At 50.1% G+C, this 25,952-nt stretch carries 28 protein-coding genes and 1 pseudogene; 17 read left to right on the top strand and 12 right to left on the bottom strand.

Translation table 11 applies throughout. The features are described from left to right. Together ACTHTJ_RS01495 and ACTHTJ_RS01490 are read right to left on the bottom strand one after the other, a co-directional pair. A pseudogene (locus tag ACTHTJ_RS01495) lies at positions 1–106 on the bottom strand (IS5/IS1182 family transposase); the annotation flags it as partial. 108 nt (positions 107–214) lie between these two features. Beyond that, on the bottom strand, positions 215–796 hold the full coding sequence (locus ACTHTJ_RS01490; RefSeq protein WP_070583423.1) for a superoxide dismutase: 582 nt from the start codon (positions 794–796) through the stop codon (positions 215–217). A gap of 154 nt (positions 797–950) precedes the next feature. On the opposite strand from ACTHTJ_RS01490, the gene dnaB reads away from it, so the two are divergent. From dnaB to ACTHTJ_RS01460, 6 genes are all read left to right on the top strand, one after another. Next, positions 951–2,357 (top strand): replicative DNA helicase, encoded by a 1,407-nt coding sequence (gene dnaB, locus ACTHTJ_RS01485; RefSeq protein WP_440360734.1) that lies wholly within the window; start codon positions 951–953, stop codon positions 2,355–2,357. 156 nt (positions 2,358–2,513) lie between these two features. After that, on the top strand, positions 2,514–3,179 hold the full coding sequence (locus ACTHTJ_RS01480; protein ID WP_004519798.1) for a pilus assembly FimT family protein: 666 nt from the start codon (positions 2,514–2,516) through the stop codon (positions 3,177–3,179). Between the two features lie 15 nt (positions 3,180–3,194). Continuing rightward, the gene (gene pilV, locus ACTHTJ_RS01475) at positions 3,195–3,842 is read left to right on the top strand and encodes a type IV pilus modification protein PilV (protein WP_198400584.1); all 648 of its coding nucleotides are present in this window, start codon (positions 3,195–3,197) and stop codon (positions 3,840–3,842) included. Between the two features lie 2 nt (positions 3,843–3,844). Further along, positions 3,845–4,780, top strand: coding sequence for a PilW family protein (locus ACTHTJ_RS01470; RefSeq protein WP_004519800.1), 936 nt, complete (start codon positions 3,845–3,847; stop codon positions 4,778–4,780). Continuing rightward, complete coding sequence (locus ACTHTJ_RS01465; protein ID WP_004519801.1) at positions 4,759–5,304, top strand: pilus assembly PilX family protein; 546 nt, start codon at positions 4,759–4,761, stop codon at positions 5,302–5,304. The genes ACTHTJ_RS01470 and ACTHTJ_RS01465 overlap by 22 nt, the downstream gene beginning before the upstream one ends. A 4-nt stretch (positions 5,305–5,308) precedes the next feature. Then, positions 5,309–5,797 (top strand): PilX family type IV pilin, encoded by a 489-nt coding sequence (locus tag ACTHTJ_RS01460; protein ID WP_004519802.1) that lies wholly within the window; start codon positions 5,309–5,311, stop codon positions 5,795–5,797. Positions 5,798–5,848: 51 nt separating this feature from the next. Here ACTHTJ_RS01460 and ACTHTJ_RS01455 read toward each other — a convergent pair whose 3' ends face one another. Further along, positions 5,849–6,469 (bottom strand): Smr/MutS family protein, encoded by a 621-nt coding sequence (locus ACTHTJ_RS01455; protein WP_070583413.1) that lies wholly within the window; start codon positions 6,467–6,469, stop codon positions 5,849–5,851. 135 nt (positions 6,470–6,604) lie between these two features. Here ACTHTJ_RS01455 and ACTHTJ_RS01450 point away from each other — a divergent pair, with 135 nt between their 5' ends. From ACTHTJ_RS01450 to mutL, 6 genes are all read left to right on the top strand, one after another. Next, positions 6,605–6,982: a hypothetical protein gene (locus ACTHTJ_RS01450; RefSeq protein ID WP_036490612.1), complete on the top strand. Its 378-nt coding sequence runs from the start codon at positions 6,605–6,607 to the stop codon at positions 6,980–6,982. 135 nt (positions 6,983–7,117) lie between these two features. Then, positions 7,118–8,593: an anthranilate synthase component I gene (gene trpE / locus ACTHTJ_RS01445; protein WP_070583410.1), complete on the top strand. Its 1,476-nt coding sequence runs from the start codon at positions 7,118–7,120 to the stop codon at positions 8,591–8,593. Between the two features lie 43 nt (positions 8,594–8,636). Continuing rightward, positions 8,637–9,206 (top strand): RNA 2'-phosphotransferase, encoded by a 570-nt coding sequence (locus tag ACTHTJ_RS01440; RefSeq protein ID WP_070583408.1) that lies wholly within the window; start codon positions 8,637–8,639, stop codon positions 9,204–9,206. Between the two features lie 83 nt (positions 9,207–9,289). Then, positions 9,290–10,426, top strand: a complete 1,137-nt coding sequence (locus ACTHTJ_RS01435) for a 5-(carboxyamino)imidazole ribonucleotide synthase (protein WP_070583406.1) — start codon at positions 9,290–9,292, stop codon at positions 10,424–10,426. A 72-nt stretch (positions 10,427–10,498) separates the two neighbouring features. Next, on the top strand, positions 10,499–10,981 hold the full coding sequence (locus tag ACTHTJ_RS01430; protein WP_070583404.1) for a GNAT family N-acetyltransferase: 483 nt from the start codon (positions 10,499–10,501) through the stop codon (positions 10,979–10,981). Positions 10,982–11,017: 36 nt separating this feature from the next. Next, positions 11,018–12,994 (top strand): DNA mismatch repair endonuclease MutL, encoded by a 1,977-nt coding sequence (mutL, locus tag ACTHTJ_RS01425; protein ID WP_070583402.1) that lies wholly within the window; start codon positions 11,018–11,020, stop codon positions 12,992–12,994. 57 nt (positions 12,995–13,051) lie between these two features. Here the strand turns inward: mutL and kdsA are convergent, their stop codons facing one another. From kdsA to ACTHTJ_RS01410, 3 genes are all read right to left on the bottom strand, one after another. Continuing rightward, positions 13,052–13,894, bottom strand: a complete 843-nt coding sequence (gene kdsA / locus ACTHTJ_RS01420) for a 3-deoxy-8-phosphooctulonate synthase (protein ID WP_036472435.1) — start codon at positions 13,892–13,894, stop codon at positions 13,052–13,054. Positions 13,895–13,968: 74 nt separating this feature from the next. Beyond that, on the bottom strand, positions 13,969–14,352 hold the full coding sequence (gene panD / locus ACTHTJ_RS01415; protein WP_003678944.1) for an aspartate 1-decarboxylase: 384 nt from the start codon (positions 14,350–14,352) through the stop codon (positions 13,969–13,971). Positions 14,353–14,430: 78 nt separating this feature from the next. After that, positions 14,431–15,972 carry a YdgA family protein gene (locus ACTHTJ_RS01410; protein WP_070583399.1) on the bottom strand — a complete coding sequence of 514 codons (1,542 nt, stop codon included), beginning with the start codon at positions 15,970–15,972 and terminating at the stop codon, positions 14,431–14,433. Positions 15,973–16,147: 175 nt separating this feature from the next. On the opposite strand from ACTHTJ_RS01410, the gene ACTHTJ_RS01405 reads away from it, so the two are divergent. Next, a complete protein-coding gene (locus ACTHTJ_RS01405; RefSeq protein WP_003683598.1) occupies positions 16,148–16,738 on the top strand; it encodes an aminodeoxychorismate/anthranilate synthase component II in 591 nt (196 codons plus the stop codon). A gap of 88 nt (positions 16,739–16,826) precedes the next feature. After that, a complete protein-coding gene (trpD, locus tag ACTHTJ_RS01400) occupies positions 16,827–17,855 on the top strand; it encodes an anthranilate phosphoribosyltransferase (RefSeq protein WP_070583397.1) in 1,029 nt (342 codons plus the stop codon). A 64-nt stretch (positions 17,856–17,919) separates the two neighbouring features. Here trpD and ACTHTJ_RS01395 read toward each other — a convergent pair whose 3' ends face one another. From ACTHTJ_RS01395 to ACTHTJ_RS01375, 5 genes are all read right to left on the bottom strand, one after another. Then, complete coding sequence (locus tag ACTHTJ_RS01395) at positions 17,920–18,267, bottom strand: CsbD family protein (RefSeq protein WP_036490595.1); 348 nt, start codon at positions 18,265–18,267, stop codon at positions 17,920–17,922. Between the two features lie 119 nt (positions 18,268–18,386). Continuing rightward, on the bottom strand, positions 18,387–18,953 hold the full coding sequence (locus ACTHTJ_RS01390; protein ID WP_070583395.1) for an SGNH/GDSL hydrolase family protein: 567 nt from the start codon (positions 18,951–18,953) through the stop codon (positions 18,387–18,389). Between the two features lie 122 nt (positions 18,954–19,075). Beyond that, the gene (locus tag ACTHTJ_RS01385) at positions 19,076–19,333 is read right to left on the bottom strand and encodes a thiol-activated cytolysin C-terminal domain-containing protein (RefSeq protein ID WP_070583393.1); all 258 of its coding nucleotides are present in this window, start codon (positions 19,331–19,333) and stop codon (positions 19,076–19,078) included. An 87-nt stretch (positions 19,334–19,420) separates the two neighbouring features. Then, complete coding sequence (locus ACTHTJ_RS01380; RefSeq protein WP_070583391.1) at positions 19,421–21,583, bottom strand: heavy metal translocating P-type ATPase; 2,163 nt, start codon at positions 21,581–21,583, stop codon at positions 19,421–19,423. A gap of 99 nt (positions 21,584–21,682) precedes the next feature. Then, positions 21,683–21,892: a heavy-metal-associated domain-containing protein gene (locus ACTHTJ_RS01375; RefSeq protein WP_003674677.1), complete on the bottom strand. Its 210-nt coding sequence runs from the start codon at positions 21,890–21,892 to the stop codon at positions 21,683–21,685. 147 nt (positions 21,893–22,039) lie between these two features. Between ACTHTJ_RS01375 and cueR the strand changes: the two genes are divergently transcribed. Next, positions 22,040–22,432, top strand: coding sequence for a Cu(I)-responsive transcriptional regulator (cueR, locus tag ACTHTJ_RS01370; RefSeq protein ID WP_004519824.1), 393 nt, complete (start codon positions 22,040–22,042; stop codon positions 22,430–22,432). A gap of 246 nt (positions 22,433–22,678) precedes the next feature. Here cueR and ACTHTJ_RS01365 read toward each other — a convergent pair whose 3' ends face one another. Further along, positions 22,679–22,888, bottom strand: a complete 210-nt coding sequence (locus tag ACTHTJ_RS01365) for a heavy-metal-associated domain-containing protein (protein WP_004519826.1) — start codon at positions 22,886–22,888, stop codon at positions 22,679–22,681. 144 nt (positions 22,889–23,032) lie between these two features. Here ACTHTJ_RS01365 and ACTHTJ_RS01360 point away from each other — a divergent pair, with 144 nt between their 5' ends. Further along, a complete protein-coding gene (locus tag ACTHTJ_RS01360; protein ID WP_070583388.1) occupies positions 23,033–24,205 on the top strand; it encodes a sugar transporter in 1,173 nt (390 codons plus the stop codon). A 265-nt stretch (positions 24,206–24,470) separates the two neighbouring features. Beyond that, entirely contained in the window at positions 24,471–25,889 is a 1,419-nt protein-coding gene (locus ACTHTJ_RS01355) for an SLC13 family permease (protein WP_070695531.1), read from the top strand. Positions 25,890–25,952: the final 63 nt, after the last annotated feature.

The following is a 25,952-nucleotide window of genomic DNA, read 5'->3' as shown; positions in this document are numbered from 1 at the left end:
GTTCGATCGGCTGCCAATCAATCACCTGATCCAACTTCAATAGTGGAAAACGGTCGATGTGTTTGGCGATCATGGCTTGGGCGGTTTGCTGAAAGAAGGTGCTCATGGAAAATCCCCTAAATGTCTTAGTAGGAATTTAGGGGATTTTAGGGGATTTTGCAAAGGTCTCAGGCCGTCTGAAAATTTTTCAGACGGCCTTTTCATTCATATCGTTTTATGCGGCGAAGCGTTTGGCAACTTCATCCCAGTTAACGATTTCCCAGAAACCTTTCAGGTAGTTAGGACGGCTGTTGCGGTAGTCGATATAGTAGGCGTGTTCCCATACGTCGCAAGTCAACAGCGGAGTGTTTTCAGTAGTCAGCGGAGTACCTGCATTGGAAGTAGAAACCAGATCCAATTCACCGGCAGGCGTTTTCACCAACCATGCCCAGCCGGAGCCGAAAGTACTGGCCGCGCAAGCATTGAAAGCTTCTTGGAATTTCTCGAAGCTGCCCCATTTGGCGTCGATGGCTGCAGCCAATTCGCCGGCAGGTTTGCCTTGGCCTTTAGGGGTAAAGCCCAGCCAGTAGAAAGTGTGGTTCCAAGTTTGGGCAGCGTTGTTGAACATACCGCCGGAAGATTTTTTCAGGATTTCTTCCAAAGGCATTTCTTCAAACTCAGTGCCTTTGATTTGATTGTTCAAATTGGTGATGTAAGTTTGATGGTGTTTGCCGTAGTGAAACTCCAAAGTTTCTTTGGTCAGATGTGGGGACAATGCGTCCAGTTCATAAGGCAGTTGTGGCAGCTTATGTTCCATTTTTGTGCTCCTGATTGTTGATATTTATATTTTGGTAGTGTACGTCGTCATATTGACAACATAGCTATTTTACCTGCTTTAGCCTAAACAAACCAATTGAACTTACACTGCGCTATAATAGCGGATTGCAATTTTCCAGCCAGAGATGCCCGTCATGAGCAATTATTCCGATATGCCGTCTGAAGACCGTGAAATCAGCGCATTGTCACTGCCGCCACATTCCACAGAAGCGGAGCAATCCGTTTTGGGCGGCCTGATGCTGGAAAATTCTGCTTGGGACCGTATTGCCGATGTCGTTTCCGGCGAGGATTTCTACCGACACGAACACCGCCTGATTTTTCGTGCGATTGCCAACCTGATTAATGAAAGCCGTCCTGCCGACGTTATTACCGTTCAAGAAAGTTTGGAACGGAATGAAGAATTGGAAGCGGCAGGCGGATTCAACTATCTGATTACGCTGGCGCAAAACACGCCGTCTGCTGCCAATATCCGCCGCTACGCCGAAATCGTGCGCGAACGTTCCATCATGCGCCAGCTTGCCGAAGTCGGCACGGAAATTGCACGCAGCGCATACAATCCGCAAGGGCGCGATGCAGGCCAGCTTTTGGACGAGGCTGAAAACAAAGTATTCCAAATCGCCGAAAGTACCGCCAAATCCAAACAAGGCTTCCTTGAGATGCCCGACCTTTTGAAAGAAGTGGTCGAGCGCATCGATATGCTTTATTCGCGCGACAATCCTGATGAGGTAACCGGCATATCGACAGGTTTTATCGACCTCGACAAAAAAACATCAGGCCTTCAACCGGGCGATTTGATCATCGTCGCAGGCCGTCCGTCTATGGGCAAAACTGCCTTTTCGATCAATATTGCGGAACACGTTGCCGTAGAAAACAAATTACCTGTCGCCGTATTCTCTATGGAGATGGGTGGTGCGCAGCTGGTTATGCGTATGCTGGGTTCAGTCGGACGTTTGGACCAAAGCGTTTTAAAAACCGGCAGATTGCAAGACGAACACTGGGGCCGTCTGAACGAAGCGGTCGTTAAACTCTCCGATGCACCCATGTATATCGATGAAACTCCGGGCTTGACCGCGCTCGAGCTGCGTGCCCGCGCCCGTCGTCTTGCGCGCCAATTCAATGGCAAATTAGGCTTGATCGTCATCGACTACCTGCAATTGATGTCAGGCTCCGGCCGTTCTGACAACCGCGCTTCCGAGCTTGGTGAAATTTCCCGCTCCCTCAAAGCATTGGCTAAAGAATTGCAAGTTCCCGTCATTGCCCTGTCGCAGTTGAGCCGTACAGTTGAGCAGCGTACCGACAAACGCCCGATGATGTCCGATTTGCGTGAATCCGGCGCAATCGAGCAGGATGCCGACTTAATTATGTTCATGTATCGTGATGAATACTACAACTCAGAATCACCCTCAAAAGGCTTGGCGGAATGTATTATCGGCAAACACCGTAACGGTCCAGTCGGGAAAGTATTCCTCACTTGGATGGGTCAATTTACCAAATTTGATAATGCCGCCTATGTTCCAGAATCCATGTTGATGGAAGATTGAGACAGATTGTCTGAAAAACTAACCGAATTTCATATTTCATTAGTCACGCATTACAAAATCGTTTAAAATAAATCTAATAAAAGCAAAAGCATTGCCACAGGCAAATGCAAAAGAGAAAACGTCAGTTACCCAACACATTACTACCAAAAATCACTCATGTATCAGACACAAAAAGGCTTCACCCTAATTGAGTTGCTGATCGTCATTACTATTGCAGCAGTAATGGCCGTCATCGCACTTCCCAATATGAATCAATGGATTGCCTCCAGACGTGCAGCATCGCAAGCAGAGCAAATTGCCAATCTGCTGCGCTTCGCGCGAAATGAGGCCGTCCGTCTCAATCTTCCCGTTTACATCTGCCCGGTCAAAATCAAATCCGATGGCTCGCCCAATAATGGTTGCGATTCCAAATATGCCGGTAATGGTATGTTGGCCTACGCCGATAAAAACGAAGACTTACGCTATCAAAACGATACTGTCGATTTATCCATCCGCTCCATTATCCTTAATGGAGATACTGACAAAGTGGAATACAGCTTTAACTATATCCCTATCGGCAATGACCGTTCTGCCCTCTCTGCTTCAGCTCCAAAAGAAGTCTGGTGGAGATTTCTTCCCAATGGTACATTTGGCCATTCAATCGATGGAAAGAATTATCAATTTTCAGACGGCCACATCAAAATCAGCCTGACGGATAAATCCGCCACCGATGCTGAAACCAAGAAAGCCCGTGCTACCGTACTTTTAATCAATGGCAATGGGCATGTCGAAATCTGTGCTAAAAACGATGAGCGCAAAATGTGCGAATACTCTTCCAAATAATAACAACGGTATCTTATGAACATTACTAATCCTACTCATCTCAGATTATTTAAAGGCCGTCTGAAAACGAGCTCAACAAGCTTTACTCCAAAACTTCAATCAGGCATGACCCTGATTGAAGTTTTGATTGCCATGTTTGTCCTTGCTATCGGCGTACTGGCCCTTCTGGCTGTTCAATTACGTACCGTATCCAACGTGCGTGAGTCTGAAAATCAAACCACAGTCGCCCAAATTACGCAAAATTTGATTGAAGGCATGCTCATTAATCCGACGCTCTTTGAAGAAACCGATACTGCAGGCGAAAAAACTACCCGTTATAAAAAATCCTACGATGCCTACCTCAAATCAGACTCTAAACAAACTGCAAAATTTGAAGCCAAAATGACCAAAGCGCAACTTGCGCAGGCGCAAATTGCCCAGTTTAAGGCCGACTTAGCCAAAGCCCTTCCCGAAGCCCAAGTCTTCTCGACCATCTGTAAAGATTCTTCCGGTGCAGAGCCGACTTACGAAAATGGGTTTAACGCAAAATGCGATGGCAAAGGCGACACGACCATCGTGAAAGTTTTATGGTTGCAAGATGTCGAAGAAGAAAATAGCGCAAAAAATCTCAACACATCGGGGCATCACGTTGTCTATACCTACCAATCACGCGTAAGAGACTAACAATGAACAATAAACGCTTACTCAACCATATTCCCAATAAAACCGCGATGCGCGGTTTTAGCATCCTTGAATTTCTGGTTGCCAGCCTGCTCAGCATGATCGTCCTAATGGCTGTCAGCTCCACCTACTTTACTGCACGCGGATTGAACAAATCTGCTAACGCCCGTATCGGTATCCAACAAGATTTGCGCAACGCCGCCAATATGATCGTCCGCGATGCGCGTATGGCAGGTAATTTCGGCTGCTTCAATATGGCGAATTTTCCTGCCTCTGCAGTGATAGAAGACAAAAGCTCAGATGAATATGCCTTGAAAACAGCCGGTGTTAATAAGCTGTTACCTGTTAAAGAAATCAATAAATTAAGCTATACCGGCTTTGCTCAAACCGGCAAAGCCCTGCTGTTCCAATACGGTATCGACAAAGCAGACTCAACTGAAAAAACTGCCATTGCCAGCAGCTGCTACGGTATTGCCAAACCTCACACAGAAATTAAAGATTTGGCTGCGGCAAAATCGGCTTTAAAAATTACCAACTCTGATCAAGACGGCAGTATCGCCATCATGAAACATGAAATAATTGCCTACGCTGTCGGTAAACTTGGCAAAGAGATCGGCTTATTCCGTTTCCAATTATCTGATGATGGCTCATGGAACAACCCACAGCTACTGATTAAAGATATCGAGTCTATGAAAATCCATTATTTTTATGCCAACTGTTCCGATGCGCCCAATGCATCTACCAGTGCCACAAGTGAAGAAAACTTTGTGCGTGCAGATAAATTGGATATCTCACCTGAGGCTAAATCTCCGGCTTCTATCCAAATCGTACTGAATGGCGGCAGCATTGATTCCTCAACAGAAAAAGACAATAAAGTCGATATCTATAATATTAATGCCACTATCCGCGGAGGAAACGTATGCGCCGACCGATCACTCTAATCAAACCTGACCGGCAGCAGGGCTATGCTTTGTTTATCGTCTTAATGATGATGGTCGTCATCGCCCTGCTCGTGGTCACAGCCACCCAGTCCTACAATACTGAACAGCGTATCAGCACCAATGATGCCGACCGCAAACTGGCAACCACCCTAGCAGAAGCGGCACTGCGTGAAGGTGAAAATCAAATTTTTGATATTGAAGGTAAAAAGACTACTTTTACCGCAAAATGTGAAAAAGGTTTATGTTCCACACCAAACGTAAAATCCAATGGCGATTTTACTGAAGAGGGTAGCCCAACCGTAGATGCTTGGAAGCGCAAATGCGACAAAAACCTGTGTATTGACGCCAATGGTACGGAATATCCTTTAGATAAAAAAAGCGGCATCGCAAACAATCCACGCTACATTATCGAATATTTAGGCAAAACTACTGAGGGTCGAATTACCTACCGTGTTACAGCCAAGGCATGGGGTAAGAATGCCAATACCCAAGTCATTCTTCAGTCTTACGTTGCCAGCGAATAATAAAATGAATACCACCTCTACCCAACAACTAGGCTTTACGCTGGTTGAGATGATGATTGCCGTCGCCATCTTAGCCATTCTAAGCATCATTGCCATTCCCTCTTACAACCGCTACATTGAACGCGGCTACCAATCACAAGCGCATGCCGAGTTAGTCGCCATCAATTCCGCTTTTAAAAACCAGATGGTTAAAAATCCAAAGTGGAAAACTGATGAGGTTAAAACTCAGTTGGATGACTTTATTTCCTCATATAAAGGCCATAAAGATTTGGCAGACAAATACAAATACTCCGCCGAAATGATTGATGCTAGTACAAGCCGAGCCTATCGTTTGAAAGCCATACCCACCAAAACAGGCTATACCCTTTCCGTTTGGATGGATAGTTTGGGCAATGCTTACAAATGCACTGATATTGATTCAGCCAATAATTTCAAAACCGCAATGACCAATGGAAAAGGTTGCGAATCAATTTCCAAAAAGAAATCTTCTTAGTCTGACAACCATAAAAAAGCAGTGTCATTTTATCGACACTGCTTTTTTATTTTACTGCTTCCAATCATCGTCCCGACGTTGACGCTTCAACAAGATCCTGACTGCGCCATCATTGCCTTGTCGAGGCTCGACATAAGCCAACACATCAGGATGCTGCATCAACCAGCGACGCGTCATATTTTTCAAAACCGGTTTATAGCCTGAAGAACCCAAGCCGCTGCCGTGGACAATCTCGCCGCAAACGCCGCGTTTTTTCGTAAACTCAATAAATTCGTTCAATACCTGCTGCGCTTCCTCCTGCGTATAGCCGTGCAAATCTACATCCGCTACCACGGGATAATGGCCGTTTCGCAAACGCATCAAATCATTTTTACCCTGCCCATTTTTACTGAACGAAGCCGGCGGTTCTTCCCAGCCGCCGCTGCCTACATAAAAATAATCTTCCTGCTCCAAAGTCGCCATTTCTTTGGGGCGCGGCTTCATAGGTGATTTATCGCGGGGCTGTTCATAATAGTTGCCGGCATTTTTCAACGGCGTAACCTTACCAACTGCCTTGCTGAAATCCACATCCTCTACCTGCTTTTTAGCCTTCGCTTCCGCCTCCCGCTCCGCAGCTTCCTTTTTCGCCTGTTTGCCCAAAGCCTTCAGCGTTTCTTGAAAGTTTGCCGTCATGGTTTGTCCTTTCCAAAAAATTGATTGCATACATTATAGCAAACCCGATTACAAGGCCATCTGAAAGACTCTTATCATCGCACCTTGTTTAGGGTATAGTATTGTCGCCTTGTCAGTCTTACAAAGAGAAAAATCATGTTTAAACGCCCGGAAGAAATTATTGTTTTGGTACTTGCCCTATTATGGGTCGCACTCAGCTACTACTTTGCCGCCATCCTGATTTCAGATGCCTACACCATCCTCCTGATTACCGTACTGACTTTCGTTTGGGCGGCCATCTGTTTCCTTTTATGGCAACGCAACTTAAGCCGTCATATTTGGCCGCTGTTCCTCGGCAGCCTGGTTGCCTGCTGGTGGCCGTACTTCACTTGGCTTGCAAGCGATGTTCCCGAAGGCACATGGTATTCAGGCTGGACATTCAAATCCATTATTGCCCTGATTCCCGTTGTTGCCGCTTATGTTTTCAAGTGGAAACGGAGCCGAAAAAACAAAATCTCCAATACCCTTGCCTGATACCTCGCGCCGTCTTTTTCAGACGGCGTTTTCCATATCTGACATAACGCTCAGACTGTCAACAATTCCAATAAAATGCTATACTCTTCACACGATTTAACACCCTAAAACAGGCCGTCTGAAAGACTTATCAAGATGATCAGCAAACAAGAATACCAAGCACAAGCCGCACAAGGTTACAACCGCATTCCACTCGTTCAAGAGCTGCTTGCCGATTTGGATACACCGCTCTCAATCTACCTCAAACTAGCCAACAAGCCTTTCACCTACCTGCTCGAATCCGTTGTCGGTGGCGAACGCTTCGGCCGCTATTCCTTCATCGGCCTGCCTTGCAGCCATTATCTCAAAACCAGCGGCAAACATGTCGATGTGTATCAAAACGGCGAAATCGTCGAACAACACGACGGCAATCCCCTGCCCTTTATCGAAGCCTTCCACAACCGCTTCAAAACGCCCGAAATCCCAAGCCTGCCGCGCTTTACCGGCGGCCTGGTCGGCTACTTCGGTTATGAAACCATCTACAATTTCGAACATTTTGCCCACCGCCTGAAACATACGGCTAAAGCCGATCCGCTCGGTACGCCCGACATCCTCCTGATGCTCTCGCAAGAGCTTGCCGTAGTGGATAACCTAAGCGGCAAAATCTACCTGATTGTTTATGCCGATCCCTCTCAAGCCAACGGCTACGAACGCGCGCGCGAACGTCTTGAAGACATCCGTACCCAGCTACGCCAAAGTTGCGCCATCCCGCTCTCGCTCGGCAGCAAGCAAACGCAAGCAGTCAGCGAATTTGGCGAAGAACCTTTCAAAGCCTGCGTCAACAAAATCAAAGACTACATCTTTGCAGGCGACTGCATGCAGGTTGTCCCCAGCCAACGCATGAGCATGGAATTTACCGACAATCCGCTTGCCCTCTACCGCGCCCTGCGTACGCTGAACCCATCGCCATATATGTTCTACTACGATTTCAGCGATTTCCATATTGTCGGCTCTTCGCCCGAAATCCTCGTCCGCCGCGAACGCGACGATGTCATCGTCCGCCCTATCGCCGGCACGCGCCTGCGCGGCAAAACACCAGCCGAAGACCTAGCCAACGAACAAGACCTGTTGAGCGATGCCAAAGAAATTGCCGAACACGTCATGTTGATTGACTTGGGACGCAACGACGTCGGCCGCATCAGCAAAACCGGCGAAGTCAAAGTCACCGACAAAATGGTGATTGAAAAATACTCTCATGTAATGCACATCGTTTCCAACGTCGAAGGCCGTCTGAAAGAGGGCATCACCAACATGGACATCCTCGCCGCCACCTTCCCCGCAGGCACACTTTCCGGCGCTCCTAAAGTCCGCGCCATGGAAATCATCGAAGAAGTCGAACCGAGCAAACGCGGCATCTACGGCGGCGCAGTCGGCGTATGGAGTTTCAACAACGACATGGACCTGGCCATTGCCATCCGCACTGCCGTGATTAAAAACAATACCCTATTCGTCCAAAGCGGCGCAGGCGTAGTTGCCGACTCCGACCCAACTTCCGAATGGCAGGAAACCCAAAACAAAGCCCGCGCAGTAATACGCGCAGCGCAAATGGTGCAAGAAGGATTGGATAAATAGTTTTCAGACGGCCTACGCTCTGAAATAACTAAACAACAAGATTATGATACTAAAAGAAAAACAACTAAAATCCATCAGCAAATTCCTCAGCTTTATCTTGCGTCATCATCCCGAGCAAATCGGTATTACTTTGGATAAAGACGGCTGGGTGGATATTGATACCCTACTGACGCAGGTAAACCATCCCGAGCGCGGCTTTACGGGCAATCCGCTGACCTACGAAGTATTGTTGGAAGTGGTCGAAAACAACGACAAAAAACGATTTACAATTTCCGAAGACGGTAAACGTATCCGCGCTGCGCAAGGTCATTCGACGGCACAAGTTCAGGTCGAACACAAAGTGGCAACGCCTCCTCAGATTTTGTATCACGGTACGGCTGAGCGCTCTGTTCCGTCTATTTTGGAGCAAGGCCTGCATTCTGCCTCGCGCCATTTTGTCCATCTGTCTGCCGATGCCGCAACAGCCGTCAACGTCGGTTCCCGACACGGCAAGCCGGTTGTATTAACCATCGACACTGTCGCCATGCTTGCGGCAGGACACCAATTTTATCTGGCGGACAACGGCGTATGGTTAACTGAAAACGTTCCGCCGCAATTTATCGGCAAGCTTTAAAACATCAGGCCGTCTGAAGCCGTAAAACCATGTTCAGACGGCCTGCAAACACCCTACCCAATTTCTTCATAAAGCGATTATCCATGAACACATCCCCCATCCTCCCTCCTGCTATGCTCGGCATTCTTGGCGGCGGACAATTAGGCAGAATGTTTACTGTTGCTGCCAAAACCATGGGCTACAAAGTAACCGTACTCGATCCCGATCCGAATGCGCCGGCAGCGGAATTTGCCGACCGCCATTTGTGCGCGCCGTTTGACGATGAAGCAGCTTTGGAAGAATTGGCAAAATGCGTGGCGGTTACGACCGAGTTTGAAAACGTCAATGCCGACGCGATGCGTTTTCTCGCCAAACACACCAATGTTTCCCCCAGCGGCGACTGCGTTGCCATCGCGCAAAACCGCATTCAGGAAAAGGCATGGATACGCAAAGCAGGCCTGCAAACCGCGCCGTATCAAGCAGTTTGCAAGGCCGAAGACATCACTGAAGAAAGCGTACAATTTCTGCCCGGCATCCTGAAAACTGCCACTTTGGGCTACGACGGCAAAGGCCAAATCCGCGTCAAAACATTGGATGAACTCAAAGCCGCATTTGCCGAACACGGCGGCGTGGATTGCGTTTTGGAAAAAATGGTGGACTTACGCGGCGAGATTTCCGTTATCGTATGCCGTCTGAACAATGACAACGTGCAAACCTTCGACCCTGCCGAAAACATTCACGAAAACGGTATCCTCGCCTACTCCATCGTCCCTGCGCGACTGAGTGCCGACGTGCAGCAACAGGCGCGGCAGATGGCGCAGCGTTTGGCCGATGAATTGAACTACGTCGGCGTATTGGCGGTAGAAATGTTTGTTGTCGGCGATACACATGAATTGGTCGTCAACGAAATCGCGCCGCGTCCGCACAATTCCGGCCACCATACCATCGATGCCTGCGCGGCAGACCAATTCCAGCAACAGGTTCGCCTGATGTGCAACCTATCTCCGGCTGACACCAAATTGCTGAGCTCTTGCTGTATGGCGAATATTTTGGGCGACGTTTGGAAGGAAGACTGCGGCGAACCCGAATGGTTGCCGCTGCAAAGCAACCCGAATGCACATCTGCATCTTTACGGTAAAAAAGCCGCGCGCAAAGGCCGAAAAATGGGCCACTTTACCGTCTTGGCCAACGATGCGGACAACGCGTTCCAAACCGCACAAACCTTACATCAAAGCCTGTAACCTTACCCACTTTTTTCAGACGGCCTTTGATTGCCAAAGGCCGTCTGAAATCAATTTTTCCGACCATCCGCCATGAGCCTTCTGACCATCCTCCGTCCAGCAACCGAAAAAGACTGCCAAGACATACACAACGCCCATCTACACGCCGTTCAATACGCCTGCATCCGCAGTTACGATGAAACCATTATGCACACATGGGAAAGTCTGCTCGACATCAACAGCTATTTGGAAACCATCTCTGATAAAAACAAAGCTTTGTGGGTGGTCGAATACAAAGGGCTGATTCAAGGCTTCTTCCAAGTCGATTTCAAAGAAGCGCAACTGGACGCCTTATACGTCCATCCGCTCTTCCACAATCTCGGCTTGGGTACGGCCCTGCTCAGCCGCGCTGAAGAAATGGCACGAAATGCAGGCCTCAGCTTTCTCAAACTGTATGCCTCGCTCAATTCCGTGCCTTTCTATCGGCTCAACCGTTATGAATCGCTCGGTACTGCCGTATTGCAGCTGAACAAAACCGTCCGCGTCGAATGCGAATTGATGCGCAAATACCTGTAATTTCCCCTTCCGCCGTTGCTTTTTTGAAAGAAACCGATGTCCCGAATTGCCGCCCTGCCCGACCATCTCGTCAACCAAATCGCCGCCGGCGAAGTGGTCGAACGCCCTGCCAACGCCTTGAAAGAAATTGTTGAAAACAGTATCGATGCAGGCGCGACAGCGATTGATGTCGAGCTGGCCGGCGGCGGCATCCGCCTCATCCGCGTCAGCGACAACGGCGGCGGCATCCACCCCGACGACATCGAACTCGCGCTCCACCGCCACGCCACCAGCAAAATCAAAACCTTAAACGATTTGGAACACGTTGCCAGCATGGGCTTTCGCGGCGAAGGCTTGGCCAGTATTGCCTCCGTCAGCCGCCTGACCCTGACCAGCCGTCAAGACGGCAGCGCGCACGCTACCCAAGTCAAAGCAGAAGACGGCAAACTCAGCAACCCAACCGCCGCCGCCCACCCCGTCGGCACCTCCATCGAAGCCGCCGAACTTTTCTTCAATACCCCCGCGCGGCGCAAGTTCCTCAAATCCGAAAACACCGAATACGCCCACTGCGCCACCATGCTCGAGCGCCTCGCGCTGGCGCATCCGCACATCGCCTTCTCGCTCAAACGCGACGGCAAACAAGTGTTCAAACTTCCAGCCCAAAGCCTGCATGAACGTATTGCCGCCATTGTCGGCGATGATTTTCAGACGGCCTCATTGGAAATTGACAGCGGCAATGGCGCGCTAAGGCTCTATGGCGCGATTGCCAAGCCGACTTTCGCCAAAGGCAAAACCGACAAACAATACTGCTTCGTCAATCATCGTTTTGTCCGCGACAAAGTCATGCTCCATGCCGTCAAGCAGGCATACCGCGATGTATTGCACAACGCGCTGACGCCTGCTTTCGTCCTCTTCCTCGACCTGCCGCCCGAAGCCGTGGACGTCAACGTCCACCCGACCAAAACCGAAATCCGCTTCCGCGACAGCCAGCAAGTACACCAACTCGTGTTCCACACGCTCAACAAAGCCCTTGCCGACACGCGTGCCGACTTGACCGAAAGCGTCAGCAACGCAGGCGAAGTGTTGCATGACATTACCGGCGTTGTTTCCACCCCAATGCCGTCTGAAAACGACAGCGAAAATCTGTTTGATGGTGCATCCAGCTACCCGACAGACAACAAATCCGACACACGCAATGCCTTTGTTTCATCAGGCAAAACCGCGCCCATGCCTTACCAAGCTGCACGCGCGCCGCAACAACGCAGCCTGTCCCTGCGCGAAAGCCGCGCGGCCATGAATACTTATGCCGAACTCTACAAAAAAACCGACGATATCGACCTTGAGTTGAGCCAATTCGAGCAGGCACGTTTCGGCAATATGCCGTCTGAAATGCCTACCCAAAAAACAGATACGCCGCTTTCAGACGGCCTTCCATCACAATCCGAACTGCCGCCGCTCGGCTTTGCCATTGCCCAATTACTAGGCATCTATATCCTTGCCCAAGCCGAAGACAGCCTGTTGCTCATCGATATGCACGCCGCCGCCGAACGCGTCAACTACGAAAAAATGAAACGCCAACGTCAGGAAAACGGCAACCTGCAAAGCCAGCGCCTGCTTATTCCCGTAACCTTTGCCGCGTCCCACGAAGAATGCGCCGCCCTTGCCGATCATGCGGAAACGCTGGCAGGCTTTGGCTTGGAATTGTCCGACATGGGCGGCAATACCCTTGCCGTCCGCGCCGTCCCCGCCATGCTCGGCAAAGCCGACGTCGTCTCGCTGGCCAAAGATGTATTAGGCGAACTCGCCCAAGTCGGCAGCAGCCAAACCATCGAAGAACACGAAAACCACATCCTCGCCACCATGTCCTGCCACGGTTCCGTCCGCGCCGGCCGCCAACTTACCCTGCCGGAAATGAACGCCCTCCTGCGCGATATGGAAAATACGCCGCGCAGCAACCAGTGTAATCACGGCCGTCCGACTTGGGTCAAACTGACTTTAAAAGAATTGGATGCGTTGTTTTTACGCGGACAGTAACGCTAATAAAAAGGCCGTCTGAAAATGCTTTCAGACGGCCTTTTAACTTATTTGCCCTTAGCGAATATCCATAGGTGCAAACGATTTTACGGTTTCATCGATTGCTTTAACACGGGTCAGGAAATCTTCCAATTGGGCAAGCGGCAATGCGCTTGGACCATCGCATTTGGCTTGGTCGGGATTGGCATGAGATTCAAGGAACAAACCAGCCAATCGGGTTGCCATACCGGCAAGCGCCAAGTCTAATACTTGGGCGCGACGACCGCCTGACGCAGCAGCGCCAGATTCGCGCGTTTGCAGGGAATGGGTTACGTCAAAAATAACGGGCAGGTTGTTACACGTTTTTTTCATCACGCCAAAGCCGAGCATATCGACCACCAAGTTGTCGTAGCCGAAGTTTGCGCCGCGTTCGCACAAAATGATTTGCTCGTTGCCTGCTTCTTGGAATTTCTCCACAATATTTTTCATTTGAGACGGGCTGAGGAATTGCGGCTTTTTGATGTTGATGACATTGCCGGTTTTCGCCATTGCCACCACCAAATCGGTTTGACGTGCCAAGAAGGCAGGCAGCTGGATGACATCGCAGACTTCGGCAACCGGTTGGCATTGGTAAGGCTCGTGAACGTCGGTAATCACGGGAACGTTAAACTCGCGTTTCACCGCTTGAAAAATCTTCATGCCTTCGTCCAAACCTACACCGCGGAAAGAGTGGATGGAAGAGCGGTTTGCCTTGTCGAAAGAGGCTTTGAAAACGTAAGGGATGCCGAGTTTATCGGTTACTTTAACGTATTGCTCACAGGCTTTCAGCGTAGAGTCGAGGTCTTCAAGGACATTGATGCCGCCGAAAAGGGTAAAGGGCGCATCGTTGCTGACGGTGATGTTGTTGATTTGGATATTCACGGCAAAGCCTTTCAGATAAGTTGAATTTGGGAAACAGGCCGTCTGAAACGTTTCAGACGGCCTTTGTTTGAATATTACAACACGGTGTGCGGCGGCTCATAAGAAATCACGTCGCGGATTTTATTGTTCTCATCGACGAGGACGACTTTCGGCTCATGCGCTGCAATTTCGGGTTCGGACAACATAACGTAAGACATGATAATCACGATGTCGCCTTTTTGAACCAAACGCGCGGCCGCGCCATTGAGGCAAACAACGCCGCTGCCGCGTTCGCCGGGGATGGTGTAGGTTTCAAGACGTTCGCCGTTGTTATTGTTGACGATGGCGACTTTTTCGTTCACGCAAATACCTGCCGCATCCAGCAGGTCTTGGTCAACAGTAATGCTACCGACGTAGTTGAGGTCGGCTTCGGTAACGGTGGCACGGTGGATTTTGCCGCCGAGCATGGTACGGAACATGGGTTTCCTTTTTGATTGTGGGTTGATCTGCGGTTTTAACTTCAGTGAAGCTAAAACCGCTGTTTGTGTGATTGAGGATTAGTTATTGGGAAAGTCTGATTCGTCGAACTCGGGTTCCGGGTCGCTTTGAAGGACTTTTCCGTTTAATTTCAACTCGCTGTTTTGCAGAGTCAGATGGGTTTTGACATTATCGTCTTCTAAGGTCAAATATTTTTCTCTTGCCATACTTTTGATGGTGCTGTCTACCATCAGGCGCAAGGTCTCGTTGATATCGTCGATGCTGGCACGGCCTGTGGCTTCATCTTCGGCATTGACGCTAAACAGGCTGCTTGCTTGGTTGACGGCGAGTTGTTCCAACAATTTTTGCGGTACGCCCATGTTGAAGTCAGCTTCGGTTTTTTTCAGCATATCGCCCAAGCTGTTGAGATCTTTGGCCGTCAAACCTTTAAAGGCAAGCTTGCCGCTGACATCGACATCACCATTAGGCATGGTAAATTTGAAAGTTTTGACGTTTAAAACCGGATTGTTGGTAAACAGGCCCGAAGCCTCGTTTTTGGCCGTCTGAATCAAGGAAGCCTGAATTTCTTCTTCGCTCATTTTCTTCACGGACACTTCGGCAATTTTGTTTTTCAATGCTAGAAGTGATGCGGCATCCAAATGTTCGGCAGCGACATTGATATCCAGAGGGCCGTATTTGTCTTCGCCATAGGTCAGGCTTTCAAATTGGAAGCGGCCTTCACTGTTGATGAATTTATCGACTTCGCTGGTCTGGGTATCGAAACGCAGTTTGTTGACTTCGATTTTAGACGGAGCAATCGTGCCGGTCGGATTGATAAACGCACCGATTTGCAGGTTGGTCACAAGGTTGACCAATTCGTTCAACTTAACGTTGTAATCGATATTTTCTTTCCATTGCAGCAGGAATTTATCCAACGTAATGCTGCTCTTACCCAAAGCAAGTTTGGTCAGGCCGTCTTCCGTTTCGGATTGGAAGCGCAGGTTTTCCAAAGACACATCACCTTTGTCGGCCAATTTGACTTGCAAAGACGGCGCAAGATAATCGTGACGATAGCTTTTGAAGCCTTGGCTGTAATCGGTATTGCCGCTAAAGCCTTTCCAGTTGAGCTTGATACCGGAAAGCTCTTCATAATCGAAGGCGGGAATATTGAGGCTGAGTTTGCCGTCGCCGGAAAGGTAAACCGTATTGGTCATGGTCAACGGCGTTTGCTGGCCGAAGAAGCGGTCTAAAACTTTTTTGGTTTCCGGATGGTATTGGAACTCGGTTTCCACGTGGGCGCGCGTGCCGAAGCCGCCGGCAAACGGGCCGTGTGTTACGTGGTTGATGACCGTAATCGGCTCTTGCAGGACGGTTTTCAAATTGTCCGGCAGGTATTTTTGCGTATTTTGAAGTAGGGTCGGCTTGAGGCGGATGACGGTCGTCTCGGTTGAACTAAACCAGCCGCGATCGTATTGGTGGGACTCAACGGTCAGGAAACCGGATTCCTGCAACAGCTTTTGTTGCTCGGTCAGGCTTTCTTCCGCTTTGACACCAAGATAATAAGGCGTGCCGAGCGCAGCGGCGACAACAACGGCGGCAGTCGGGATAAGATACTTTTTCATCACTTCAAACAGATTAGGTTCAAAGCGTAAAGCATAGCATTTTTTAGCTGTTTTGTCTTATCCGCCGTTTCAGACGGCCTTTAGGTAAAGATTGTGATATTATGCAAACATAAACGATTTTTACACTTTTGGCAGGCCTTACCCTGTCTGCCAAGATGTCATTAAAGGTTTGCAAATGCTTTTATTCATTGATAACTACGACAGCTTTACCTACAACATCGTCCAATACTTTGCCGAATTGGGGCAGGAAGTTTTGGTACGTTGCAACGATGAAATCACCATCGAAGAAATCGAAGCCCTAAAACCGCAATATCTGGTCATCGGCCCCGGCCCTTGTTCCCCTAAAGAAGCAGGAATTTCTGTTGCAGCCATGCAGCACTTTGCCGGCAGGCTGCCCGTCATGGGCGTGTGTCTCGGCCATCAAACCATGGGCGAAGCGTTCGGCGGCAATGTCGTGCGCGCGCAAACGATGATGCACGGCAAAGTCTCCCCTGTTTTCCATCACGGCACAGGCATGTTTAAAGACCTGCCCAATCCAGTCAACTGCACGCGCTACCACAGCCTGGCCATCGACCGCGCCACCCTGCCCGACTGCCTCGAAATTACCGCATGGACGGAAGACGGTGAAATCATGGGCGTACGCCACAAAGAATATGCCGTCGAAGGCGTACAGTTCCACCCCGAAGCCCTGCTGACCGAACACGGCCACGATATGCTGAAAAACTTCTTGGAAGAATTCAAAGACTACCGCCCGCAAAAATCTTAATGAAAGGCCGTCTGAAAGGTGTTTGACAATGTTCAAACCGCATTTTCAGACGGCCTGAATCACATCGGACACAAACAAAGGAAAAATCATGATTACCCCTCAACAAGCGATTGAACGCCTCATCAGCAACAACGAACTTTTCTACGATGAAATGACCGACCTCATGCGCCAAATCATGAGCGGCCAAGTTCCTCCCGAGCAAATCGCCGCCATCCTGACCGGCCTGCGGATTAAAGTTGAAACCGTTTCCGAGATTACCGCCGCAGCCAGCGTGATGCGCGAATTTGCCACCAAAGTGCCGCTGGAAAACGCCGATGACTTGGTCGATATTGTCGGCACGGGTGGCGACGGTGCCAAAACCTTCAATATTTCCACGACTTCCATGTTTGTCGCGGCTGCGGCAGGTGCGAAAGTCGCCAAACACGGCGGCCGCTCCGTTTCTTCATCCAGCGGTGCTGCTGATGTTATGGAACAAATGGGTGCCAACCTCAACCTCAACCCCGAACAGGTTGCCCAAAGCATTCAGCAAACCGGCATCGGCTTTATGTTCGCGCCCAACCACCACAGCGCCATGCGCTATGTTGCTCCTGTCCGCCGTTCGCTCGGCTTCCGCAGCATCTTCAATATCTTGGGCCCGTTGACCAATCCTGCCGGCGCGGCAAACCAACTCTTGGGCGTGTTCCACATCGACTTGTGCGGCATTCTTTCCCGCGTATTGCAACAGCTTGGTTCCAAGCATGTTTTGGTTGTGTGCGGCGAAGGCGGTTTGGATGAAATCACGCTGACCGGCAAAACCCGCGTTGCCGAACTGAAAGACGGCAAAATCACCGAATACGATATCAGCCCGGCCGATTTCGGCATGGAAATCCGCCGCAATTTGGACGAAATCAAAGTCAAAAACGCGCAAGAATCCCTGCAAAAAATGAACGAAGTGCTGGATGGCAAAGTCGGTGCCGCACGCGACATCGTCGTCCTCAATGCAGCCGCCGCGCTCTACGCAGGAAATGTGGTCGCATCGCTGGCGGACGGTGTCAAAGCCGCGCAAGAAGCCATCGACTCCGGCAAAGCCAAAGCCAAAAAAGACGAGTTTATCGAATTTGGCAAACAGTTTGCCTAAACTTTAAAACCATAAACAAAGGCCGTCTGAAAAATCTTTCAGACGGCCTTTTATTCTTTAAATATTAAAATTTGCTTTTAATATCATTAATCAAGCCTTCAGCTTTTTCTTTGGCTTCTTCAGCCAAGTGTGCTACTTTCTCTTTGGCTTCACCGGCTAAATGAGCTGCTTTTTCTTTAGCTTCACCTGCAAAGTTTTCTACTTTTTCTTTAGCCTCGCCTGCGAAGTGCGCCGCTTTTTCTTTGGCTTCACCTGCAAAGTTTTCTGCTTTTTCTTTAGCATCCGCAGCAACTTCTTTTGTCTTACCGACGCCTTGTTGAACTACGCCTTCAGCTTTGAGTTTGGAATCGTCAAGAACTTCGCCGGCTTTCTCTTTTACTTCACCGCTGATTTGATCTAATTTGCCAGTCATCATTTATTCCTTCTTAGTTTCATGTTGATAAGAGTAATCACTATACCCCAATAGATATTGGGTTGCAACTTAAAGTCTGTCTCAATATTAAAAACATAATAAAAATGGATTACGTCAAGTTAGCACAACTGTTTCAATATCGCTTCGGCTACTGCCTCGCCTATCATCTTACTGCCGAACTCATTGAAATGAAGTCCATCGCACAGCATCACATCGGTCAAATCCTGCTCAAACATCAGACTGTATAAATCATTGACGGTAAAACCATATTGCCTTGCCAAATCCTCCGCCACACGGTTATAGGCCTTCAAGTCGGCCAGATAGCGGCGCGAGGGTTTGACGATATTGTGTACGCTTTCCAAAAACGGCGTACTGCTCGCCCAAATAATTTTTGCCCCTGTCTGTTTCAGATAATCGAAAATTTGGGTCAGGTTGCTGCGGTAGGTTTCTATATCGGCCACCGGCCCGTTACAGCCTTGATTGTAGCGGATATCGTGCAAACCGCAGTTGATGTGGATAATATCTCCCGCAGTCGCGCCCTCTGTCCATTGCCCGATATGCTCTAACACATCATGCGACGAACGGCAGTTTTCCGATGGAGAAACAATTTCCGCCTCAGGCAAAGCTGCACGCGTGTAAGGCTCCGAAGCAAGCCGCACGGAATCGCCGAGTAAGTAAACGGTCATTTTTGTTCTCCTCCCTTTATTTGAACCAACAGCAAGGCCGTCTGAAATATCACTTATATTATTATAAGAGTGCTATTTCAGACGGCCTTAACTTCAATCAAGTTCTATCGTCAAATCATCAATTAACGCTGACTGTTTTTATAAAAATCAATTAATTGCTTGGCCTGCAATATAGGCAGCCCAAAACGGTCGCTCACGGTTTTCCAATCCTTCCATTCCTGACCGGTCAGATTCTGCCCGACCCACTTGAGGTTTTCCGAATTGCTTTTGATTTTCTCAAAATAAGCCTGCTTGCGTTTCCAGTTGCGCGACCACACCAGCAACATGGTGAAAATACATAAAACAATCAATACAATATTGGTAAACAACATCATGTCCATACAACAAACTCCCGCTTGAGTCTCAAAATCAGAAAATATGGATTAAAGGCCGTCTGAAAAAACAGTCTTCAGACGGCCTTTATATTATCACTCAATATTCACCCGTTTCAGGCGCAAGGCATTACCCAATACCGAAACCGAGCTTGCCGCCATTGCCGCGCCTGCGATGACGGGGTTTAAAAAGCCGAGCGCGGCGAGCGGAATGCCCAAGATATTGTAGAAGAAGGCGAAAAACAGGTTTTGCTTGATGTTTTTCAACGTTGCCTGCGACACCAGCAGGGCATCGGCGAGCTGGTTGACCGAATGCTGCATCAGCGTGGCGGACGCGGTGTGTTCGGCAACGTCCGCACCGCCTTTCATGGCGAAGCTGACGTTGGCGGCGGCGAGCGCGGGGGCGTCGTTGATGCCGTCGCCGACCATCGCCACGGTTTTGCCGGCGGCTTTGAGTTTCTGCACTTCGGCTGCCTTGTCGCGCGGACTCATGTTGCCGAAGGCGTGTGCGATGCCCAGTTGTTTGGCGACGTATTCGACCGTGCCTTGGTTGTCGCCGCTCATAATATAGACATCGATATTGTGTTTTTTCAGACGGCCTATAGCTTCGGCGGTATCGGCTTTCAATGCGTCGGCAAGTGCGAATGCGCCGACGGGTTTGTTATCGACCGAGACTGCAACAATGCTTGCAATGTCCCAAACGCCGTCTGAAAACTTCGGCAAGGTCAGTTCGGCAAATTCGGCTTTGCCTGCTTTCACCAAACCCACGCCTTCCACTTCGGCGGTAATGCCTGCGCCGACAACGGTTTGCGCATCTTGCGCGGAGGGAATATCCAAGCCGCGCGCTTGGGCGGCGGAAACGATGGCTCGGGCGAGCGGGTGGGCGGCGTTTTGTTCGACGGCGGCGGCGATGCGGTATAAAGCGTCTTCGTCAAAGCCGTTGTCGGGCACGCAATAGACGGCGGCAACCTGCGGCCTGCCTTCGGTCAGCGTGCCGGTTTTGTCCAGTACGACGGCATCGACGTGGGCGGCTTCTTCCATTGCCGCCGCGTCTTTAAACCAAATGCCGTGTTTCACTGCTTTGCCCATGCCGACCATAATCGCGGCGGGCGTTGCCAGACCGAGCGCGCACGGGCAGGCAATCACCAAAACGGCGACGGCGTGCATCAGCGCCACCGTCCAATCGCCTTTCACCAGCCAAGTAACGATAAAAGTCAAAAGCGCAATGCCCACGACGGCAGGCACGAATACCGCCGCCGCTTTATCGGCTACGCGCGCAATCGGTGCTTTACTGCCTTGTGCTTCAGAGAGCGCATTCATCATGTCGCCGAGCAGGGTTTGGCTGCCGAGCTGCGTAGCGCGGTACACCACGCTGCCTTCGGTCATCAGCGCGCCTGCCAACACTTTGCCGCCCGCCTTTTTCTCTTCGGGGTTGGATTCGCCGGTAAGATGGCTCTCATCCGCCCAGCCGCTGCCGCTTTCGATGATGCCGTCGGCAGCAATACGTTCGCCGTGGTTGGCGCGGATAAGGTCGCCGATTTGTACTTGGTCGATGGGCAGTTGTTTCCATTCGCCATCGCGTTGCACGTTGACTTGGGTCGGCGTGAGCTTGAGCAGCAAGCCCAAGCTGTTCAGGCTGGATTTTTTGGTGCGGTGTTCCAAAAATTTGCCCAGCGACACAAAACCGATCACCATCACGCCTACTTCAAAATACACGTGTGCCATGCCGTGCGCCGCGTGCGGGCTGAAAAACAGCATATAAACGGAATACAGGTAAATCGATACCGTGCCGATGGTAACCAGCACGTCCATGTTCGCCAACCCGCCCTTAATGCTTGCCCACGCGCTTTTGTAAAACGGGATGGCCAGCCAAAGCTGCACCACGCTTGCCAGCACAAACTGCCATACAGGCGGAATCATCCAATCGTGCCGCCCGATCATCATGCCTGCCATGCCGATTAAAAACGGAATATTAATGGCCAGCAAAAGCCACAGCCTCCAGCCGATATGGTGTTCTGCTTCAGGTTGCGGCAATGTATCTTCCGTTTTTTCCTTTGCGCCGTAACCGGTTTTCTCAATGATTTTGGCGATGTCGGCAGCGGAAGTTTTGCTGTCGTCAAACGTAACCTGCGCCTCCTCGCTGGCAAAGTTTACCCCTGCCGATTCGACAAAATCTTTTTTGTTCAACACTTTTTCAATGCGCGAAGCGCAGGCCTGACAGGTCATGCCTTCGATTTGGAAACGGACTTTTTGTTGCATGGTTTCTTCCTTCTGAATGTGGTTGGGCTACCTGAAAAAAGCGGAGCAGGGTTTTCAGGTAGCCTTTGGGGTGTTGCAGTCGATTTGTTGCGATTCGATTTACAAAGCCGCATCAAAGCCGCCGTCTTCCACCGCTTCTATCAGCGCGGCGGGGTTGGTTTGGGCGGGGTCGAATTCCACGACGGCGTTCTTGTTTTCCAGGCTCACTTCGGCCTTGTCCACGCCGTTTACGCCTTCGAGGATGCTGGTAACGCTTTTCACGCAACCGCCGCAGGTCATGCCTTCGATGTTTAATGTGATGGTTTGCATAGGGTTTCCTTTCTGTTGGAATGAGGCTGAGGTTTTAAAGCCCGTTGCAGCCAAAGCTTTCAGGTAACCTGAAATGATGGGTCTGCTCTTGCTTTCCCGCTAAGTGCCGCCACTATAAAGCTTTACCCGAAGTAAAGGTCAAGCATCATGATGAACATCAGCCAGGCCGCGGCCGAGAGCGGCCTTTCCGCCAAACAAATCCGCGACTACGAAAAGCACGGCCTAATCGCCCCGGCCGCGCGCAGCGAAGCGGGCTACCGCCGCTACGGACAGGCCGACCTTGTCCGGCTGCGCTTTATCCGCCATGCGCGGGAAGTGGGCTTTTCGCTGCCGCAGATCGGGCAGCTTTTGAGCCTGCAACACAACCCGCAGCGCACCAGCCGCGAAGTGAAAACGCTCACCGCGCGGCACATCGCCGAGCTGGAAGCCAAAATCGAACGCTTGCAGGGCATGGTGGCCGAGCTGCAACGTTGGCACGATGCCTGCGCGGGAGACGACTTCCCGGATTGTTCGATTTTGGCCGGGCTGGAGGAGAGTTAGGCGGCTTGGGCAGAATAGAAACAGGCTACCTGAAAAGTTTCAGGTAGCCTTAGTCGGCCGCTAACGGTTTGGTACAGGCCTCGTCGTAATACGGCAGCCACTTGCCGCCGCTTTGCTTCAGATATGCGCGAAAACTTTTGTTTACCCGTGTGGCGGTGTAATCCAAATAATGGCAAAAAGTAAGTTATCAAGAGACAGAGGCCGTCTGAAGCGTTTCAGACGGCCTTTTCAAAATACGCTTATCGGTTACAAAGCCACATCGTATCCGCCGTCTTCTACGGCATCAATCAGCGCATCGGTATCTGTCTTGCTTTCATCAAAAGTAATCACTGCATTTTTGTTTTCCAAGCTGACTTCTGCTTTTTCCACGCCTTCTACGCCTTCCAAAAGACGGGTTACGCTTTTCACGCAGCCGCCGCAGGTCATGCCGTCGATATTGAGGGTAACAGTTTGCATTTGTATTTCCTTTCATTCAAACAAATATAGTTGCCAAATACTTTACTCCTTACACAAACAGCTTGCAAATTCTTCATTAAGGCCGTCTGAAAAATGCAGATAGGCGTACAATAACGCCCTTTGCTTCATCAAACGGACATAATAATGACTTCAACATTCAAACAATGGGTTAGCGTATGCGCGCTGGCGGTGGGTGCATTTATTTTCAATACCACCGAATACATTCCGATTGCGCTTTTGAGCGACATCGGTCAGAGCTTTGGCAAACCGGCAACGGAAGTGGGCATGATGATTACGGTGTATGCATGGATTGTTGCGCTCCTATCGCTGCCGCTGATGCTGATGACGAAAAACATCGAACGGCGCAAATTATTGCTGATGCTGTTTGCACTGTTTGCGCTGTTTCACGCGCTGTCGTTCTTTTCTTGGAACTTCAACATCCTCTTGGTCAGCCGTATCGGGATTGCGCTGACACACGCGGTCTTTTGGTCGATTACGGCTTCTTTGGCGGTACGGCTTGCGCCCACGGGCAAAACCAATCAGGCTCTGGGCTTGCTCAGTACGGGTACGGTTTTGGCGATGGTTTTGGGTATTCCGCTGGGGCGCGTGGTCGGGCAATACTTCGGCTGGCAGCTCAGCTTCCTGCTGATCGGGGTCTGTGCTGCCGGCGTAATGCTGGTGTTGGCCAAAAACCTGCCTGCTTTACCAAGCCAAAATACCGGCTCTTTAAGCAGTCTGCCGAGTTTGTTCAAACGCCGCAACCTGATGCTGCTCTATGCAATGACGGTGTTGATTATTACGGCACATTTCACGGCATACAGCTATATCGAGCCTTTTGTGTTGCAAGTTGGCGGATTTAAGGCAGAACAAGTAACAATAGTCTTAAGCCTGTACGGTTTGGCAGGATTTGCCGCATCTTATCTATTCGGCAAATGGTTTGCCAAAGCGCAACGTTTGTTTATGCTCGGCGCGGTGGCGGTCATCCTGCTATCCGCCCTGCTGCTTCTGCCGTTTGCCGCTTTCCCTTATGCGGTATACGCGCTGGTGTTTATTTGGGGCGTGGCCATCGTCATCGTCAGCTTGGGCATGGTGTCGAAAGTCTTGGCATTCGCCTCGGATGCAACAGATGTGGCCAACTCAATTTATTCAGGTTTGTACAACGTCGGTATCGGCGGCGGTGCGCTTTTGGGGCATTATGTGACCACTTGGTTCGGCCTTTCCAATATCGGCATTGCTGGAGCCTTGCTGGCAGCGGCAGGTCTGGCCGTTTGCGGTTTATTGTTTAAGGAACAAGACAATCTGACGCAAAATGTTTAAATCCATATAAATCAGGATGGTATTACTGACCCTGCCGTAATTTTGGCAGTTTTACCGATTTGTCCTGATTCTTATTAACTCACGATGGATCTTCATTCCGCCGGATAAGCAGTTTTCTTGCTGCTTATCCGGTTTTCATTTCATTTCTAAAAAACAATTTACAATTTGTTTACACTACATCAAATTACAAATATACTGTCGCCTATTAGGCCGTCTGAACGTACGGCTGAAAAGAAAAACCAATCATGTTTCAGAGGAATACATCATGGACTTAAACGCCAAGGATAAGACTCAGCATCCTGAGAACGTCGAGCTTCTCAGTGCGCAGAAGCCGATTACCGACTTTAAAGGACTGCTGACGACCATTATCTCTGCTGTTGTCTGCTTCGGCATTTATTACATCCTTCCCTACAGCCCCGATGCCAACAAAGGTATCGCGCTGTTGATTTTCGTTGCGGCACTTTGGTTTACCGAAGCCGTACACATTACCGTTACCGCACTGATGATCCCTATCCTTGCCGTTGTACTCGGTTTCCCGGATATGGACATCAAAAAAGCGATGGCCGGTTTCTCCGACCCGACGATTTACATCTTCTTCGGCGGCTTCGCGCTTGCAACCGCCCTGCACATGCAGCGTCTCGACCGTAAAATCGCTGTCAGCCTGTTGCGCCTGTCCCGTGGCAATATGAAAGTTGCCGTGTTGATGCTGTTTGCCGTTACCGCCTTCCTGTCTATGTGGATCAGTAACACTGCAACTGCCGCGATGATGCTGCCTTTGGCAATGGGTATGATGAGCCACCTCGATCAAGAAAAAGAACGCAAAACCTACGTTTTCGTCCTGCTCGGTATCGCCTACTGCGCCAGTATCGGCGGCTTGGGCACCGTGGTCGGTTCTCCGCCGAACATGATTGCCGCCAAAGCGCTAAACTTGGACTTCGTCGGCTGGATGAAGCTCGGCCTGCCGATGATGCTGTTGATTCTGCCGCTGATGCTGTTCTCCATGTACGTCATCCTCAAACCTAATTTGAACGAGCGTGTAGAAGTTAAAGCCGAATCTATCCCTTGGACTTTGCACCGCGTTATCGCGCTGTTGATTTTCTTGGCAGCCGCCATCGCTTGGGTATTCAGCTCCAAAATCAAAGCCGCATTTGGTATTTCCAACCCTGATACCGTTATTGCCCTGATTGCCGCCGTTGCCGTCGTCGTATTCGGCGTGGCGCAATGGAAAGAAGTTGCCCGCAATACCGACTGGGGTGTATTGATGCTCTTCGGTGGCGGTATCAGCTTGAGCGCATTGCTGCAATCTTCCGGCGCATCTGAAGCTCTGGGTCAGCAAGTTGCTTCCACGTTCTCCCATTCTCCTGCATTGCTGGTGATTTTCGTGGTTGCCGCCTTCATCATCTTCCTGACCGAGTTCACCAGTAACACGGCTTCCGCCGCCTTGCTTGTACCTATTTTCGCCAGCATCGCCGCACAAATGGGTCTGCCCGAACAAGTCTTGGTATTCGTCATCGGCATTGGCGCATCTTGTGCCTTCATGCTGCCGGTTGCCACGCCGCCTAACGCGATTGTGTTCGGTACAGGCTTGATTAAGCAACGCGAAATGATGAACGTTGGCTTATTGCTGAACGTCCTCTGTATCGTATTGGTTGCGCTGTGGGCTTATTTCGTCCTGATGCCGTAAACCCGTAAAACCATATCCCAGGCCGTCTGAAAGAATATTTTTCAGACGGCCTTGAAGTTTGTC

The organism is Neisseria sp. P0018.S001 (assembly GCF_051957355.1).
Taxonomy (GTDB): Bacteria; Pseudomonadota; Gammaproteobacteria; order Burkholderiales; family Neisseriaceae; genus Neisseria; species Neisseria subflava_A.
This window is presented reverse-complemented; position numbering and strand designations above follow the sequence as displayed.

Bases quoted from the DNA above. Each gene is read 5' to 3' on its own strand.
- ACTHTJ_RS01490 (WP_070583423.1), bottom strand. From the start codon at position 796: ATGGAACATAAGCTGCCACAACTGCCTTATGAACTGGACGCATTGTCC.
- dnaB (WP_440360734.1), top strand. From the start codon at position 951: ATGAGCAATTATTCCGATATGCCGTCTGAAGACCGTGAAATCAGCGCA.
- ACTHTJ_RS01480 (WP_004519798.1), top strand. From the start codon at position 2,514: ATGTATCAGACACAAAAAGGCTTCACCCTAATTGAGTTGCTGATCGTC.
- pilV (WP_198400584.1), top strand. From the start codon at position 3,195: ATGAACATTACTAATCCTACTCATCTCAGATTATTTAAAGGCCGTCTG.
- ACTHTJ_RS01470 (WP_004519800.1), top strand. From the start codon at position 3,845: ATGAACAATAAACGCTTACTCAACCATATTCCCAATAAAACCGCGATG.
- ACTHTJ_RS01465 (WP_004519801.1), top strand. From the start codon at position 4,759: ATGCGCCGACCGATCACTCTAATCAAACCTGACCGGCAGCAGGGCTAT.
- ACTHTJ_RS01460 (WP_004519802.1), top strand. From the start codon at position 5,309: ATGAATACCACCTCTACCCAACAACTAGGCTTTACGCTGGTTGAGATG.
- ACTHTJ_RS01455 (WP_070583413.1), bottom strand. From the start codon at position 6,469: ATGACGGCAAACTTTCAAGAAACGCTGAAGGCTTTGGGCAAACAGGCG.
- ACTHTJ_RS01450 (WP_036490612.1), top strand. From the start codon at position 6,605: ATGTTTAAACGCCCGGAAGAAATTATTGTTTTGGTACTTGCCCTATTA.
- trpE (WP_070583410.1), top strand. From the start codon at position 7,118: ATGATCAGCAAACAAGAATACCAAGCACAAGCCGCACAAGGTTACAAC.
- ACTHTJ_RS01440 (WP_070583408.1), top strand. From the start codon at position 8,637: ATGATACTAAAAGAAAAACAACTAAAATCCATCAGCAAATTCCTCAGC.
- ACTHTJ_RS01435 (WP_070583406.1), top strand. From the start codon at position 9,290: ATGAACACATCCCCCATCCTCCCTCCTGCTATGCTCGGCATTCTTGGC.
- ACTHTJ_RS01430 (WP_070583404.1), top strand. From the start codon at position 10,499: ATGAGCCTTCTGACCATCCTCCGTCCAGCAACCGAAAAAGACTGCCAA.
- mutL (WP_070583402.1), top strand. From the start codon at position 11,018: ATGTCCCGAATTGCCGCCCTGCCCGACCATCTCGTCAACCAAATCGCC.
- panD (WP_003678944.1), bottom strand. From the start codon at position 14,352: ATGTTCCGTACCATGCTCGGCGGCAAAATCCACCGTGCCACCGTTACC.
- ACTHTJ_RS01410 (WP_070583399.1), bottom strand. From the start codon at position 15,972: ATGAAAAAGTATCTTATCCCGACTGCCGCCGTTGTTGTCGCCGCTGCG.
- ACTHTJ_RS01405 (WP_003683598.1), top strand. From the start codon at position 16,148: ATGCTTTTATTCATTGATAACTACGACAGCTTTACCTACAACATCGTC.
- trpD (WP_070583397.1), top strand. From the start codon at position 16,827: ATGATTACCCCTCAACAAGCGATTGAACGCCTCATCAGCAACAACGAA.
- ACTHTJ_RS01395 (WP_036490595.1), bottom strand. From the start codon at position 18,267: ATGACTGGCAAATTAGATCAAATCAGCGGTGAAGTAAAAGAGAAAGCC.
- ACTHTJ_RS01390 (WP_070583395.1), bottom strand. From the start codon at position 18,953: ATGACCGTTTACTTACTCGGCGATTCCGTGCGGCTTGCTTCGGAGCCT.
- ACTHTJ_RS01385 (WP_070583393.1), bottom strand. From the start codon at position 19,333: ATGGACATGATGTTGTTTACCAATATTGTATTGATTGTTTTATGTATT.
- ACTHTJ_RS01380 (WP_070583391.1), bottom strand. From the start codon at position 21,583: ATGCAACAAAAAGTCCGTTTCCAAATCGAAGGCATGACCTGTCAGGCC.
- ACTHTJ_RS01375 (WP_003674677.1), bottom strand. From the start codon at position 21,892: ATGCAAACCATCACATTAAACATCGAAGGCATGACCTGCGGCGGTTGC.
- cueR (WP_004519824.1), top strand. From the start codon at position 22,040: ATGATGAACATCAGCCAGGCCGCGGCCGAGAGCGGCCTTTCCGCCAAA.
- ACTHTJ_RS01365 (WP_004519826.1), bottom strand. From the start codon at position 22,888: ATGCAAACTGTTACCCTCAATATCGACGGCATGACCTGCGGCGGCTGC.
- ACTHTJ_RS01360 (WP_070583388.1), top strand. From the start codon at position 23,033: ATGACTTCAACATTCAAACAATGGGTTAGCGTATGCGCGCTGGCGGTG.
- ACTHTJ_RS01355 (WP_070695531.1), top strand. From the start codon at position 24,471: ATGGACTTAAACGCCAAGGATAAGACTCAGCATCCTGAGAACGTCGAG.